At 59.0% G+C, this 15,317-nt stretch carries 14 protein-coding genes; 12 read left to right on the forward strand and 2 right to left on the reverse strand.

Going from position 1 to position 15,317, the window contains the following annotated elements:
- Positions 1-26 precede the first annotated feature (26 nt).
- The 11 genes from QWI16_RS02790 (at position 27) to QWI16_RS02840 (ending at position 12,693) form a co-directional block, all read left to right on the forward strand.
- Positions 27-1,508 (forward strand): NAD(P)H-hydrate dehydratase, encoded by a 1,482-nt coding sequence (locus QWI16_RS02790; protein WP_302711207.1) that lies wholly within the window; start codon positions 27-29, stop codon positions 1,506-1,508.
- Entirely contained in the window at positions 1,501-2,019 is a 519-nt protein-coding gene (gene tsaE, locus QWI16_RS02795) for a tRNA (adenosine(37)-N6)-threonylcarbamoyltransferase complex ATPase subunit type 1 TsaE (RefSeq protein ID WP_302711208.1), read from the forward strand. Before QWI16_RS02790 ends, tsaE begins: the two co-directional genes overlap by 8 nt.
- Positions 1,997-3,355: an N-acetylmuramoyl-L-alanine amidase gene (locus QWI16_RS02800; protein WP_302711209.1), complete on the forward strand. Its 1,359-nt coding sequence runs from the start codon at positions 1,997-1,999 to the stop codon at positions 3,353-3,355. Before tsaE ends, QWI16_RS02800 begins: the two co-directional genes overlap by 23 nt.
- Positions 3,356-3,365: 10 nt before the next feature.
- Positions 3,366-5,210: a DNA mismatch repair endonuclease MutL gene (gene mutL, locus QWI16_RS02805; RefSeq protein WP_302711210.1), complete on the forward strand. Its 1,845-nt coding sequence runs from the start codon at positions 3,366-3,368 to the stop codon at positions 5,208-5,210.
- A 52-nt stretch (positions 5,211-5,262) separates the two neighbouring features.
- A complete protein-coding gene (gene miaA, locus QWI16_RS02810; RefSeq protein WP_302711211.1) occupies positions 5,263-6,207 on the forward strand; it encodes a tRNA (adenosine(37)-N6)-dimethylallyltransferase MiaA in 945 nt (314 codons plus the stop codon).
- Positions 6,208-6,320: 113 nt separating this feature from the next.
- Positions 6,321-6,590, forward strand: a complete 270-nt coding sequence (hfq, locus tag QWI16_RS02815) for an RNA chaperone Hfq (RefSeq protein ID WP_302711212.1) — start codon at positions 6,321-6,323, stop codon at positions 6,588-6,590.
- Positions 6,591-6,607: 17 nt separating this feature from the next.
- Positions 6,608-7,933: a ribosome rescue GTPase HflX gene (hflX, locus tag QWI16_RS02820; protein ID WP_302711213.1), complete on the forward strand. Its 1,326-nt coding sequence runs from the start codon at positions 6,608-6,610 to the stop codon at positions 7,931-7,933.
- 90 nt (positions 7,934-8,023) lie between these two features.
- A complete protein-coding gene (gene hflK, locus QWI16_RS02825) occupies positions 8,024-9,157 on the forward strand; it encodes an FtsH protease activity modulator HflK (RefSeq protein WP_302711214.1) in 1,134 nt (377 codons plus the stop codon).
- A complete protein-coding gene (hflC, locus tag QWI16_RS02830; protein WP_302711215.1) occupies positions 9,157-10,032 on the forward strand; it encodes a protease modulator HflC in 876 nt (291 codons plus the stop codon). The genes hflK and hflC overlap by 1 nt, the downstream gene beginning before the upstream one ends.
- Positions 10,033-10,182: 150 nt before the next feature.
- Positions 10,183-11,358, forward strand: coding sequence for an ATP phosphoribosyltransferase regulatory subunit (locus QWI16_RS02835; protein ID WP_302711216.1), 1,176 nt, complete (start codon positions 10,183-10,185; stop codon positions 11,356-11,358).
- A gap of 39 nt (positions 11,359-11,397) precedes the next feature.
- Positions 11,398-12,693, forward strand: coding sequence for an adenylosuccinate synthase (locus QWI16_RS02840; RefSeq protein WP_302711217.1), 1,296 nt, complete (start codon positions 11,398-11,400; stop codon positions 12,691-12,693).
- A 58-nt stretch (positions 12,694-12,751) separates the two neighbouring features.
- Here QWI16_RS02840 and QWI16_RS02845 read toward each other — a convergent pair whose 3' ends face one another.
- Positions 12,752-14,053: a type II toxin-antitoxin system HipA family toxin gene (locus QWI16_RS02845; RefSeq protein WP_302711218.1), complete on the reverse strand. Its 1,302-nt coding sequence runs from the start codon at positions 14,051-14,053 to the stop codon at positions 12,752-12,754.
- Positions 14,050-14,409 (reverse strand): helix-turn-helix domain-containing protein, encoded by a 360-nt coding sequence (locus QWI16_RS02850; RefSeq protein WP_302711219.1) that lies wholly within the window; start codon positions 14,407-14,409, stop codon positions 14,050-14,052. Before QWI16_RS02850 ends, QWI16_RS02845 begins: the two co-directional genes overlap by 4 nt.
- Positions 14,410-14,629: 220 nt before the next feature.
- Between QWI16_RS02850 and QWI16_RS02855 the strand changes: the two genes are divergently transcribed.
- Positions 14,630-15,259: a class I SAM-dependent methyltransferase gene (locus QWI16_RS02855; RefSeq protein WP_302711220.1), complete on the forward strand. Its 630-nt coding sequence runs from the start codon at positions 14,630-14,632 to the stop codon at positions 15,257-15,259.
- Positions 15,260-15,317: the final 58 nt, after the last annotated feature.

Raw genomic sequence — 15,317 nt, forward strand, 5'->3', positions numbered from 1 at the left:
AAGATTATACCGACTCAGGACCCTTTATGACTGCCACCAAGCTTTACACGGCCGAGCAGGTGCGCGCACTGGACGCCGCCTTTATCCAGTCCGGCACTCCGGCGCAGCAATTGATGAAGCGCGCAGGGCGCGCCGCCTTTGACGCGCTGCTGGCGCGCTGGAGTGAGCCCGAGGAAATCACCGTCTATTGCGGCAGTGGCAACAATGCCGGCGATGGTTTTGTGGTGGCAGCGCTCGCGGCAGCGCGACGCATACCGGTGAATGTGGTGCTGGTGGGCGAGGTGGAAAAGCTCAGCGCCGAGGCCCGGGCCGCCTACGATTTCGCTCGCCAGGAAGGGGTGGTGATGATGCCCCCGGGCCCGGCGCCGAGCGCGGGTGTGATTGTTGATGGTTTGCTGGGCACGGGGATTAGTGGCGAGGTCCGGCCCGAATACCGTCAGGTCATTGAGCAGATCAATGCCAGTGCCCTGCCCGTGGTGGCGCTGGATCTCCCCTCGGGGTTGAATGCTGACACCGGCGCCGAGTGTGGTCTGGCGGTGCGTGCGGCCTTGACCGTGAGCTTTATCGGCCTCAAGCAGGGGCTGGTCACAGGCCGTGCCCCGGCACTCACCGGGGAGTTGTTGTTTGCCGATTTGAGCGTGCCGGCCGAAATCTATAAAAGCCTTACCGCGACGGCCGAGCGGCCCGAGTTTGCCGATTTGCTGGCGGCTCTGCCCTCGCGGGAGGCGGATGCACACAAGGGCAGTTTTGGTCATGTGATGGTAATCGGCGGCGACACGGGGCGAGGCGGGGCTGCGATCATGGCGGCCGAGGCGGCCGCGCGCACAGGCGCCGGGCTGGTGAGCTTGGCCACGCGCCCCGAGCATGTCGGCGCCGCTTTGGCGCGCAGGCCCGAGATCATGAGTTGTGGTGTTATTTCCGGGCAGGAACTCGAGCCCTGGCTGGCCCGCCCATCGGTGCTGGTGGTGGGGCCCGGTCTGGGCGAGTCCCCCTGGTCCGAGCAAATGCTGCAACAGGCCCTGGCAACTGACCTGCCATTGGTGTTGGACGCCGATGCGCTTAACTTGATTGCCGCCGGCCGGTTGTGGCGCGAGGGCGCCCGTCGGGACAACTGGATTCTCACACCGCACCCGGGCGAGGCTGCGCGGTTGTTGGCCTCCACCACTGCAGGGGTGCAACAAGATCGCTACGCCGCTGTGCGCTCAATACAGCAGCGCTACGGCGGAGCCGTTATTTTGAAAGGCGCGGGTTCTTTAGTGGCGAGCGCGGATGCCCCCGTACAAGTGATCACTGCGGGCAACCCCGGCATGGCATCCGGCGGCATGGGCGATGTGCTCAGCGGCATTCTCGGCGCGCTCCTAGCCCAGGGCGCACCGCTTGCGCAGGCGGCCGCGCTCGGCGCTAGCCTTCATGCTCATGCGGCCGACTTGGTGGCCGCTGAGCGCGGCCAGCGCAGTTTGTTGGCCACCGACTTACTTGACTATCTGGGAGAGCTGCTGGGTGACTGAGTGGTCTGGCTTTCTCGAAAACGAGGCCGCCACTGTAGCTGCGGGTCGAGCGGTGGGGCGCGCGCTGGCTGAGCATCCGGGCGCCATCAGTATTCATCTGGCGGGAGACTTGGGCGCGGGCAAGACGACCTTCACGCGCGGCGTTCTCCAACACTTTGGTCATTCAGCTGTTAAGAGCCCAACTTATACGCTGGTGGAGGTCTATGACCTGCCCGGGCGAAGTCTCTATCACTTTGATCTCTACCGGTTGGGCGACCCCGAAGAGTTGGAGTACATGGGTATTCGCGATTATTTCGGTGGGCAGAGCCTATGCCTGATTGAGTGGCCCTCGCGAGGCGAGGGGATTTTGCCGCCGGCGGATATTATTGCGACTTTGGCGGTCAGTCAGTCAGATAAGATGCAAGTGCCCGGCCGAGTTGTTAAGCTAGAAGCGGGTTCCGATGCGGGTTCTCGTCTGATTGCGCGGGTGGCAGAACAATACAGTGACTATGGCCTTCATCAACAACACTAAGCGCATATTGAGTGGCTTTCTGGCCGCGCTCGCGCTTTTTGCCCCCAGCGTTTTAGCGGCAACGGATGTGGAGGGGGTGCGCCTGTGGCGTGCACCTGACCATACGCGTCTGGTGTTTGACTTGTCTGCTCCGGCTGAGCACACACTCTTTACCCTGGAAAATCCCGAGCGCGTCGTTATCGATGTGCGTAACGCCCGTTTTAAATCCAGCTTTGCCTCGCTCGATTTGAGCGAGACACCCATTAAAGACATTCGCCACTCGCCTCGCGACGGCACCGACTTGCGTGTGGTGCTGGACTTGTCCACGGCGGTAAACCCCAACAGCTTTTTTTTACAGCGCCAGGCTGGCGCGGCCGACCGGCTGGTGGTGGACTTGAAAGATCTGCGGCCCACCCCTAAGGGGCCGCCACCGGTGAGCGTGCCGGAGCCCTCTGAGAGCCGTCGCGATGTGATTGTCGCCGTGGATGCCGGGCACGGCGGAGAAGACCCGGGTGCCCTGGGCCCCAATGGCCTGCGGGAAAAAGACGTGGTGTTCAGCATCGCCAAAATACTGGTGGATAAAATCAACGCCGAGCCGGGCTACACCGCCAAGCTGGTACGCACCGGCGATTACTATGTGGCCCTGCGTGAGCGGCGCAACATCGCCCGCAAAATGCAGGCAGACTTGTTTATGTCCATACACGCCGATGCGTTTACCAAACCTTCGGCAAAAGGGGCCTCTGTATTTGCCCTGTCGCGCTCTGGCGCCACCAGTGAAATGGCGCGCTTTCTCGCGCAGCGCGAAAACGAATCGGATTTGATAGGCGGCGTCGGCAGTGTCAGTCTGGAGGATAAAGACGAAGTGCTTGCCGGGGTGCTGGTGGACTTGTCCATGACGGCCACCCTCGGCGCCAGCTTGCAAGTGGGCGATTACGTGCTCAAGTCCATGGGGCGGGTGGCGCACTTGCACAAACATCAGGTAGAGCAGGCGGGCTTCGCGGTGCTCAAGTCGCCGGACGTGCCTTCCATTCTGGTGGAGACGGGTTTTATTTCCAACCCGACAGAGGCCAAAAACCTCGGTAGCCGCCGCTACCGGGAAAAATTGGCCGATCAGCTGGTCGCCGGTGTTAGGCAGTATTTCAACCAATATCCGCCAGCGGGCACTTATCTCGCCTGGAAAAAATACGGCGGAGGCGAGGCCGGTCAAATTACCGAGTACACCATCGCCCGCGGCGATACCTTGAGCGATATCGCCAAGCGCTTTAACATCAGCGTCAGCCAACTGCAGCAGTTTAATGACCTGGATAACCACATGATCCGGGTCGGTCAGGTGCTGCGCATTCCCCCCACGACCTAAACGCGGTTTCATGTCAAAAATCAAGCTGTTAAGCCCTCGTCTTGCCAACCAGATTGCCGCCGGTGAGGTGGTGGAGCGCCCGTCATCTGTGGTCAAGGAGCTGCTGGAAAACAGCCTGGATGCGGGCGCCACCCGCCTGGATGTCGAGGTGGAAGACGGCGGCGTCAAACTGATGCGTGTTCGCGATAACGGCTCGGGCATTGATAGAGAAGACCTCGCACTGTCGCTCTCGCGCCACGCCACCAGCAAGATCACGGATCTGGATGATCTGGAGGCGGTTGCGACCCTGGGTTTTCGCGGCGAGGCGCTGGCCAGTATCAGCTCTGTGGCACGCCTCGCGCTCACCAGCGCCACCGACGAAAGCGGGGCCGGCTGGCAGGTCACCGCTGAGGGGAGGGATATGGAGACCGAGCTGGCGCCCGCGCCTCACCCCCAGGGGACCACGGTCGAGGTGCGTGATCTGTTTTTCAATACCCCGGCCCGGCGCAAGTTCCTGCGCACTGAGAAAACCGAATTCAATCATTTAGAAGATGTGGTCAAACGCCTGGCGCTGTCGCGCTTTGATGTGGGCTTTACTCTGCGGCACAACGGCCGCGCCATTCACAGCTGGCGCGGTGGTCGCACGCAGGCCGAGCGCGAGCGGCGGGTGGCGCAGGTGTGCGGACCGGCCTTTATGGACAACGCCGTTCACCTAGACATTGAGCGCGCCGGGTTGCGCTTGTGGGGCTGGGTGGCGCTGCCGACCTTTTCTCGCTCGCAGGCGGATTTGCAGCACTTTTACGTGAATGGACGCTCCATTCGCGACAAGCTGGTGAGCCACGCGGTGCGACAAGCCTATCAGGATGTCCTCTATCACGGTCGCCACCCGGCTTTTGTGCTGTATTTAGAGGTGGACCCTGCCACAGTGGATGTCAATGTGCACCCTACCAAGCACGAGGTGCGGTTTCGCGATGGGCGCACAGTACACAATTTTATCTTTAGCTCTTTGCATCATGCGCTGGCCGAGGTATCGCCGGGTGATCGGCTGGATCGTGAGCATGAGCCGGCGGTGCCAGCGGCCGACGCAGGCGTCGCGCAAATGTCCCAGCAGAACACTATGGCGCTGGCCGGGCAGGGGCGTCCCACTGGCGACTGGCGAGAGTCTTATTTCCCGGCGGCCATGGGTTCACACGCTGGCGATACCTCGGTCGCCGAAACGCCCTCGGCCTACGGCCGGCCGGTAGCCCCGCAAGCGGCAAGCCTGTCTGAAATAGAGACTTCCGATGGCGAAATTCCCCCGCTCGGCTTTGCCATTGCCCAGCTTAAAGGTATATATATTCTGGCGGAAAACGCCCAGGGCTTGATCATTGTTGATATGCACGCCGCTCACGAGCGCATCACCTACGAGCGCATGAAAAGTGCATTCGCTGACGGACGCATTCAGGCCCAGCCGCTGCTGGTGCCGGTGACGCTGGCGGTGAGTGAAAAGGAGGCCGCCTGCGCTGAAGAGCACCCGGATACCTTTGCCGCTCTGGGGTTTGAATTACAGCGCGCCGGCCCTGAGTCCCTGCTGATCCGACAGATTCCGTCTATCTTGCACGGCGCCAAAGTCGATCAGCTGGTGCGCGACGTACTGTCGGATTTGATCGAGCACGGTGCCAGCGAGCGACTGGCGCACCACGTAAATGAAATTCTCTCCATTATGGCCTGCCACGGATCGGTGCGAGCCAACCGGCGCCTGAGCCTGCCGGAAATGAATGCCCTGTTGCGGGACATGGAGGCGACTGAGCGCAGCGGCCAGTGCAATCACGGCCGGCCTACCTGGACGCTGCAGTCGCTGGATGCGCTGGACAAGCTCTTTATGCGCGGCCAGTGATGCTCGGGATTCTCCGCTTGTGAGTGCTCGCAAACCCCAGGTTCTTTTTCTGATGGGGCCAACCGCGTCCGGTAAAACGGATCTCGCCACGGCGCTCTACCGCGAGCTGCCCCTTGAGCTGGTGAGCGTGGACTCCACCCTCGTCTACCGGGGCATGGATATCGGTACCGCCAAGCCCAGCGCCGAGGAGTTGGCGCGCGCGCCACACAGGTTGATTGATATCCGCGACCCGGCCGAGCCCTATTCCGCCGCCGACTTCGTCGCCGATGCGGAACGCGAGATTGCCGACATTCATGCCGCGGGGCGGATTCCGCTACTGGTAGGCGGCACCATGCTTTACTTCAAGGCGCTGCTGGATGGCTTAGCCGAGATGCCGGCGGCCGACCCGGCCGTACGCGAGCGGATCGAGCGCGATGCCCGAGAGCACGGCTGGCCCCATGTTCATCGCCAGCTGGCCGAGGTAGATCCGGTGTGTGCTGCCGAGATTCACCCCAATCACTCCCAGCGCCTGTCCCGGGCTCTGGAGGTCTACCTCGCCAGCGGTAGCACCATGACGGAGCTGCGCCGGCGCCAACGCGAACAGAGCGGGCCGGCGTTTACCGAGCGCTTTGATGTGACCCAGCTCGCAATTGCACCGCGTGATCGCAAAACTTTACACAAGCGTATAGAAAAACGTTTTCACCTCATGGTCGAATCAGGTCTGGTGGCTGAAGTAGAGACCCTGTACCGGCGTGGTGATCTGAATTCTGAGCTGCCGGCCATCCGCGCGGTGGGCTACCGGCAAGTGTGGGATTATCTGGACGGTCGCTGCGGGCTCGATGAGGCCATCGAAAGAGGCATTATTGCCACCCGGCAATTGGCCAAAAGACAGTTTACCTGGCTCAATGGCTGGGAGAGCGTTTGCTGGATTTGGAGCGAAAACGAGGCCGGAGAGGCGCTATCTTTCGAAGAAATTGTACGATTTAGCTTGAATTCTATACCGTCGGGGGCCATATAATACAACTGTGAAAACCCTAGTCAGTTTTTCATGCTTGTCTTCGCCCCCTTTCAGGCGGTTTTCCCGATTTTGAAAGACTTAGGCGTATTTTTATTATCAAAAGGAGAAAAAAGATGTCAAAAGGGCATAGCTTACAAGACCCTTACTTGAATGTGCTGCGAAAGGAGCGCGTTCCTGTATCCATTTATCTGGTTAACGGTATTAAGTTGCAGGGCCAGGTCGAGTCGTTCGACCAGTTTGTGGTGCTGCTGAAAAACACTGTCAGTCAAATGGTGTATAAGCACGCCATTTCTACTGTGGTGCCCTCCCGCGCTGTTCGTGTGCCTCTTCTCAACCCCGCTGCAGAAGGCGAGGGTGAGGGTGACGAAGGACAGGGCGACTAAGACCACGAGGTAAGTCATTGTTTTTTGATCGTCCCGATTCAGGTGAGCTAGCCGTGCTGGTTCATCTGGACCTTTCCAGCGGCCAAGAGCCCGAAGACCCCCGCGAATTTGAAGAGCTTGTCCTGTCTGCCGGTGGTGACCCGGTTACTATGGTGCTTGGCCATCGAGATGCGCCACACGCCAAGTACTTTGTCGGCACCGGAAAACTCCAGGAGCTGCAGGCTCTGGTGGAGGAGCACCGGGCGGAATTGGTTATTTTCAATCATACCCTGAGCCCGTCGCAGGAGCGCAACCTGGAAAAAGCGCTCAAGTGCCGGGTATTGGATCGCACCGGTCTGATTCTGGACATTTTTGCCCAGCGTGCCCGTACCTTTGAGGGTAAGCTGCAGGTGGAGCTGGCCCAGCTCAAACATATGTCGACCCGCCTGGTGCGGGGCTGGACGCACCTTGAGCGGCAAAAGGGCGGTATTGGCCTGCGCGGTCCGGGTGAAACCCAGCTTGAGACCGACCGTCGCCTGCTGCGGGGGCGTATCACCAATATCGAGCGGCGCCTGGCCAAAGTGCGTACCCAGCGTGAGCAGGGAAGGCGCTCGCGCCTGCGCGCGTCAATTCCCACGGTGTCGCTGGTGGGCTATACCAACGCCGGGAAATCGACCCTCTTTAACCGCATTACCGGGGCCGACGTATACGTACAGGACCAGTTGTTCGCGACGCTTGACCCCACCATGCGCCGGGTGGAGCTGGACGACATAGGGGCGGTGATTCTTGCCGATACCGTAGGTTTTATCAGCCACTTGCCGCACAAGCTGGTGGAGGCGTTTCGCGCCACCCTCGAGGAGGCGGCCAACTCCAGTTTGCTGCTGCACGTGATCGACTCGGCGGCCGATGAAAGGCTGCACTACATTGAGCAGGTCGAAGAGGTGCTTGATGAAATTGGCGCTGGCGAGCTGCCCCAGCTGCGTGTTTTTAACAAGACCGATCTGATCGGCATGGCTCCGCGTATTGATCGTGACGATGACGGAACGCCTGTTGCCGTTTGGCTATCGGCGCAAACCGGTGACGGTGTCGAGCTGCTGTTTGAAGCGGTTACTGAGCTGCTCGGTGAGGCGATGATCGAGGGAGATTTGATTCTCGCTCCCACCGATGGCAGGCTGCGGGCCAGACTGTTTGAACAGCACGCCGTGTCTGCCGAATCCTACCGCGACGACGGCTGTAGCACCCTGTCGGTGCGTATCCCGCAAAGCGACCTGATGCGGATTTTGAGCGGTCTGAACCTCGGCTTTGAGCAGTTGCACTGGGACGGCGAGCCGCCTGAAGAACATCAGGTGGCGGGGAACTTTTAGCCGCGCGATAACGGGTGCTAAAATCCGGCGCTGAACACCTCAGGCGTGGGCAGAGCCCGCGCTCTACATCATTATAATTGGAGTCAATCTATGGCCTGGAATGAACCGGGAGGCGGGGATAAGGATCCCTGGGGTAATCGCAACAACGACGGTCCGCCGGACCTGGATGAGGCCCTGAAAAAGCTGCAGGAAAAGCTCGGTGGCATTTTTGGTGGCGGCTCGGGTGGTAAGGGCGGCGGCAGTGCCAAGGGCTTTGGCACTTTGCTGATCGGCGCCATCGTGGTGGCGGGCCTGCTCTACGCCTTTGCCGGTTTTTACCAGGTGGATGAGAAAGAGCGTGCCGTGGTACTGCGCTTTGGTGCCTTCAGTGAAATCAAGCAGCCGGGCCTTCGCTGGAATGCCCCGCTGATTACCGAAGTGTTTGTGGAAAACGTCACCGAGGAGCGGCAGTACCCGAGCCGCGGCCTGATGCTGACCGAAGACGAGAGCATCGTCGAGCTACCCATCACCGTGCAATACAATGTAAACGATGTGAAGGCCTATGTGCTCAACGTCCGTGATCCGGAAGTGAGCCTGCGCCACGCCGCCGATTCCGCCCTGCGCCATGTCGTGGGTTCGACCGAACTCGAGCAAGTGCTCTCGGAAGGCCGTGGCAAAATCGCCGATGAGGTGGAAGTGCGCTTGCAGCAGTATCTGGACAGCTACGGCACGGGTATCCTGGTACGCGATGTGAACATTCAGGAAGGCCGGCCGCCGGAAGAAGTGCGCGCTGCTTTTGACGATGTGATTAAAGCGAAAGAGGACGAAGAGCGCCTGAAAAACGAAGCTCAGGCCTACGCCAATGCGGTGGTCCCGGCGGCTCGCGGTCGCGCCCAGCGTATGCTGGAAGAGGCCGAGGCCTATCGCGCCGAAGTCACCAGTCGCGCCGAAGGTGAATCGGAGCGCTTTGTCAATCTGCTGACAGAGTACACCAAGGCGCCGGAAGTGACCCGCGAGCGTCTGTACATCGAGGCGCTGGAGCAAGTCATGGGCAATGCTTCCAAGGTTTTGGTGGATGTTGAGGGTGGCAACAATATGATGTACCTGCCGCTGGATAAATTGATGGAGCAGTCCTCCGGCCAGTCCCGCAGTACCACGCTCAGTCAGGAGCAACTGCGTCAGATCAGTGATTACGTGTCCCGCCAACTGGGGCGTTCCAATAACACCTACCGGGAGGGCCGCTAATGTCTAATCGATCCTTTTTCGGCCTGGCGGTACTGGCGGTTGCGCTGCTTATCGGCGCCAACAGTGTGTATATCGTGTCTGAGTACGAGCGTGCTGTGGTGCTGCGGTTTGGCCGCCTGATCAACCCGGACGTAGCGCCGGGGCTGCATGTAAAAATTCCGTTCGCGGACAAGTTGCGCAAGTTCGATGGCCGCATTCTGACCACTGACGCTCGCCCAGAGAGCTTCTACACCATCGAGAACAAGCGGCTTATCGTAGACTCCTACGCCAAGTGGCGCATTCGCGATGTGCAGAAGTACTACAAAAGCACCGGTGGCGATGAGGCCGTGGGAGCCAGCCGTCTTGCCAGCCGTGTTGCCGATGAGTTGCGTAACCAGATTGGTAGCCGCACCTTGCACGAGGTAGTGTCGGGCAAGCGCGATGAGCTGATGCACGAACTGACGGAAAAGCTCAACAGCGTTGCCGATGAACTCTTGGGTATTGAAGTGCTGGATATTCGGGTCAAGCGCATCGACTTGCCTGAAGATGTCAGCCAGTCGGTCTTTGATCGCATGGCTGCCGACCGAGAAAAAGAGGCGCGCGAGTACCGCTCCAAAGGTGCTGAGCAGGCCGAAGTGATTCGCGCCGATGCCGACCGTCAGGTCGCTGTGCTGGAGGCCAATGCCTATCGCGATGCCGAAATCATTCGCGGTGAAGGCGATGCAACGGCCGCGGCAACCTTTGCCCAAGCCTATCAGCAGGACCCGCAGTTCTATGCCTTTGTCCGCTCACTGACGGCCTATCGCAACGCCTTTGCCAACAAGGATGATCTGATGGTGGTGGATCCGGACAGCGACTTTTTCCGCTACCTCAAGAATATCGAGGGCAAAAAATAGGCGATTTTTCGCTCAACATTTGCCACGCAAAGGTGGTAAAATCCCCCAGCCGGGCCGCGAGGCCCGGTTTTTTTGTGTCGGGGCCCGGCAAGACCGCCTTACGTCACGGCCACACGTTTCAACGAAGACCCAATACCGACAGAGTCTGTTATGACTTACGCCGACAGATGGCTGCTGCCCGACGGAATTGAAGAAATTCTGCCCGACGAAGCACGGCCTATTGAATTATTGCGCCGCAGGTTGCTGGAGCTCTACCGCACCTGGGGTTATGAAATGGTGATTCCGCCGCTTTTGGAATACACCGACTCTCTGCTGATTGGCCTGGGGCGCGACGTCGATTTGCTGACCTTTAAGGTCACCGATCAGCTGACCGGTCGCACCCTCGGAATTCGCGCCGATATCACACCGCAGACGGCACGTATGGATGCCCACAGCTATAAGCGCGAGGGCGCCAGCCGCCTCTGCTATGCCGGGCATGTGGTTCATACCCGGCCGAAAAACCCGCTGGCAACCCGCACCCCAATCCAGGCGGGTGTGGAGTTCTACGGTGAGCCTGGGCTGGGCGCCGATACCGAAGTCGTGTCTTTACTGCTCGAATCGCTCCGCGCGGCGGGCCTTCCTAAATTGCATATCGATCTCGGTCATGTGGGCATTTACCGTGCCCTGATTTCCAAGGCGGGCGTGGAGCCAAGTCAGGAAGATGCCTTCTTTGCAATGTTGCAGCGCAAAGCCGTGGCTGAAATCCAAGCCTGGGTCGCTGACAATATCCACGATAAAGCCATTGCCAAGGTGCTGCTGGCCTTGCCGGGGCTTGCGGGCGGTCGCGAGATACTGACCAAGGCGCGTACGCTCTTTGCCGCTGTCGCGAGTGAGGCGGTTAATGCGGTGGACGAGTTGGCGGCGGTGGCCGATGTGATCGAGCAGCGCTATCCCGAGGCGGAACTCTACTTTGATCTCGGTGAGCTGCGCGGCTATCACTATCTGACCGGTATGGTCTTTGCGGCTTTCGCCCCAGGTTATGGTAACCCTATCGCCAGTGGTGGCCGTTACGATCACATTGGCGAGGTGTTCGGGCGTCGTCGCCCGGCCACGGGTTTTGCGGTGGATATTACCGCCCTGTCCAAGCTTGGGCTGTTGAAAGCTGAAAGCCTCGGGCTTGTGGGCTTTGTGGATGATAACTCCCAGGCGCAATGGCAGAAGGTTGCCGCGCTTCGCAGCGATGGCGAGCGAGTGGTCAGCGCGGCGAGCACCGATGAGCTAAAAGCGCTCGGCTGTGACAGAGTGATGATTAAGACAGGCGACGGCTACGAGCTGGCGCCATTGTAAGCATTTATTATTTTCACGTTTAAGAGAGTAAGGCCAATCATGGGCAAAAATGTTGTGGTTCTGGGCACCCAGTGGGGTGACGAAGGTAAGGGTAAAATCGTCGACCTGCTGACCGATCAGGTATCGCTGGTGTCGCGCTTTCAGGGCGGGCACAATGCCGGGCACACACTGGTTATCGATGGAAAAAAAACCGTTTTGCACCTGATTCCATCGGGCGTTCTTCGCGAGGGCGTCACCTGCCTGATCGGCAATGGTGTGGTGCTGTCGCCGGAGGCGCTGTTTGTCGAGCTGGCTGAGCTGGAGGACAGCGGTGTGCCGGTGCGCGAGCGCTTGCGTTTGTCACCCGCTTGCCCCCTGATTTTGCCTTACCATATCGCATTGGATCAGGCGCGCGAGCTCAAACGCGGCGCGGCGAAAATCGGCACCACGGGCCGCGGCATTGGCCCTGCCTATGAAGACAAAGTGGCCCGTCGTGGTCTGCGCCTGGGCGATTTGTTGGATATGGACAGCTTTGCCGGCAAGCTCAAAGACGTGATGGAGTATCACAACTTCGCTCTGACCGAGTACTACAAAACCGATCCGGTGAGCTATGAGAAAGTTCTGGAGCAGGTAAAAGCCTGGGCTGTGGAACTTAAGCCCATGATTGCCGATGTCACCGAGATTCTGCACACGGCGCGCGAGCAGGGCAGAAGCATTTTGTTCGAAGGGGCCCAGGGTTCGCTACTGGATATCGACCATGGCACCTATCCGTTTGTGACCAGCTCTAACACAACCGCCGGTGGCACCGCGACAGGCTCAGGCTTTGGCCCTCTGTATTTGGATTACGTGCTGGGCATTACCAAAGCCTACACCACTCGCGTTGGCTCTGGTCCGTTTCCGACGGAGCTCGGCTGCGAAGTGGGCCAGCACCTGGGCGAGAAAGGCCATGAGTTTGGTGCGACCACTGGCCGGCAGCGTCGCTGCGGCTGGTTTGATGCTGTGGCCGTGCGTCACGCCAACCGCATTAACTCGGTGTCTGGTATGTGCCTGACAAAACTCGATGTTCTGGACGGCCTGAAAACCGTGAAAATTTGCATCGGTTATCAGGACAAAGACGGCAACTCTATGCCTATTCCTTTCGATGCCGACGGCTGGGATCGTGTACACCCGGTGTATGAAGAAATGCCCGGTTGGAGCGAGTCCACTATCGGTGTGCACACCATGGATGAGCTGCCGCAAAACGCCATCAACTACATTAAGCGTCTGGAAGAAATTCTGGATACCCCGGTGGATATTATCTCCACTGGCCCGGATCGTGTGGAGACCATTGTTCTGCGCCATCCGTTTGCGGAGTAACTGTTCCGTTTTGCTGCTGAAAAAAACACCGCCACCTGGCGGTGTTTTTTTATCGGCGCTAGAGTTGCAGTCGCAAGTTGGCAAAGATCTCATCGGCGAAGGGTGCGAACACGCCTGCCCGGTTGGCGTAGTCTTTCCACTGGGCGATCACAGCAATGGTCTCGTCAATTACGGCAGTGGCCTGCCTGTCGTTGAAGCGGGTGATCAGTTTGGCCACTTGCAGTAAATCGCCGCGCGTAAAGCCATCGCGCTTGCCATTAATGCTCAGCTGATGGCTGTTGACCCAGGGTGAGCCGGGCTTGTAGCTATAGGCGATGTCGTAGGCCGGTGCCAGGCGCCAGCGCAAATCGTCGTCCACATAAAAGGCCGTATTTTTGGTGTGGTCATCGTGGTTGCGGGCAATGACGTTGAACACCATGCGTCGGTAGATTTGTCGCTGCTCTTCCACACTTAGGTTCAGTTGACGGGCGACGCTCAACAGCTCTTCGTAGCTAAAGGCCCCCGGCTGCTTGAAGTCGGCGTGGGCCATGGCGCACAGGGTGAGTATGTGGTATTTCTGGTTGCGCTCGCGATCAAAACGACGGGTCATAAAGTGAGCCCGGCCGTTTTCCTCCAGCAGCTCACTGGGTGACATATCGAGGCCGCAGTCGAGTGCCATCAGGTAGTAGGCGTATTCCATCAGGCCGTAGCCCTGCGGGTCGCCAAAGGTTTCCCGGTCTTGGCGGTACTCAACGACTCCGTCAAATTTCAACAAATAGTGCTCAAAGCCCGGCGGCGCCTCCACTTGTCCGGAAAGGATTTGTGTGCGATCTGCGTTGACCGCAATAACGGCTTTGGGGCGGGCACCGCCGGCGGAGGTGCCAACCTGTAGAAGATGGCTCATGGCATGATCCTGTCCGGCGTTCACTCGCACCTGGCCGCGCTGGTTGAGCACTTGCTGAGCGAGGTGTACCAGTTCAGTCATTTGCAGAGCTTCGGCCCGATTGGCAAAAGGCTCGAGTGCCTGTTGGTACTCGAGAGCGCCCATCCCCCGGGTGCCGGTGTACAGCAAACGGTCAATGGCGCCGAACTGCGCCTGATCCAGTCCCTGTCGGGCCAGCCAGGCGTTGATGAGCGCGTTACCAAAATCGTCGGGCAGGGAGTCAGCAAAGGCGGCGGGAAGCCCGCGGTAGGTTTCCGAGGGAAGATGCGGAAACTGATAGACGGCGCGGCTTAACGGCATGTGCAGCGGGGCCACGGAAAAGCCCTCCGCCAGCCACTGCGGACTGTATTCAAACATGGCGCAGGGGGCGTCGTCTGGTTGGGCGAGAGTGCCGACTTCCAGGCCCATAAACTCGACTTTGCAGGCTTTGGCAATCATGATTCCGGGGTCTCGGTTTTGAGCTTCTGGCGCGATGCCAGCGCCTGGGCGATGCGTCCGCTGCCTGCGCGATGCTTTTGACCGTGTTCGCGCTGCCACAGGTCTGTTGGTCGTTGCTGCGTTGGTGGAATCAGTGACTCCAGGGATTCCAACAGGTTGAGTTGACGCAGCACCGTAATAAAAATCAGTAAACTGCTGTGTCCCTGGCGCAGATTGCGGTAGGTTTTTGGGGTCACGCCCACTCTTTCGGCCATTTGGGCCTGGGTAATGCTCATGGCCTTGCGCCGGTTTTCCAGGCGCTCAAAGAGCGCCTCGGCCACGGCTGTGTCGGTAAGCGTGTTGGTGATCTTTGTCATGGGTAAAAATATACCTCATTGGGGTGGAGTCACGCGATTTTGGGTATTTTAATACCTTTAATATTTCGTTGTAAAGGGTAGGTTGCTACGCTTTTGGTGCTGATTTCGCCAAAAATAGGTAATTTTATACCTTTTTGAGTTGACCCTCTGAGACTCCTGACAAACAATAACAGTCGCGCGAATCGCTTGGGATATAAAGGTTACTAACTAGGGATGCCGTATGGTCAGACGCAACTTAAAATTTTGGGATTTTATCGCCAAGCGGTACGCCAGGCAGGCGGTACCCAGCGAGGAGCAGTATCAGCACAAGCTGGAAAAAACCCGCGAGTTCTTTACCAAAGACTGCCAGGTTTTTGAATTTGGCTGTGGTACCGGTACCACAGCTTTAGCTCATGCTCCCTACACTAAGAGCATCCTGGCGGTGGATGTGTCCCGCAAAATGCTGGAAATTGCCGAACAAAAACGCCAAGCGCAGGCGGCGGATAATGTCAGCTTTCAGCAGGCGACAATCGAAGAGCTGGCGTTTGAGCCGGCGAGTTTCGATGTGGTCATGGCGCACAATATTTTGCACCTGCTGGATGACAAGGAGGCGGCGATTGCCAAGGTCTATCAGTGGTTAAAGCCCGGAGGGGTGTTTGTCTCGACCAATGTCTGCCTTGGTGATCGCATGACCTGGTGGCGCCCGCTGCTGGGGTTTGGCAGGCTCATAGGCGTTCTGCCGCTGGTGCGCTTTTTCAGCGAGCAGTCCTTGGAAGATACGCTGCGAGAGGCCGGCTTTGAAACCGAATACCGCTGGCAGCCTAAAGCCGGTGACTCACTGTTTCTGGTGGTGCGAAAGAGCACTCACTGAGCCCGGGCGCCACGGGTAAAAAGAGTTGTGATCACTTGACGCTATACTCAGGTATTAC

The sequence above is a fragment of the Gilvimarinus algae genome (assembly GCF_030518215.1).
Lineage (GTDB): Bacteria > Pseudomonadota > Gammaproteobacteria > Pseudomonadales > Cellvibrionaceae > Gilvimarinus > Gilvimarinus algae.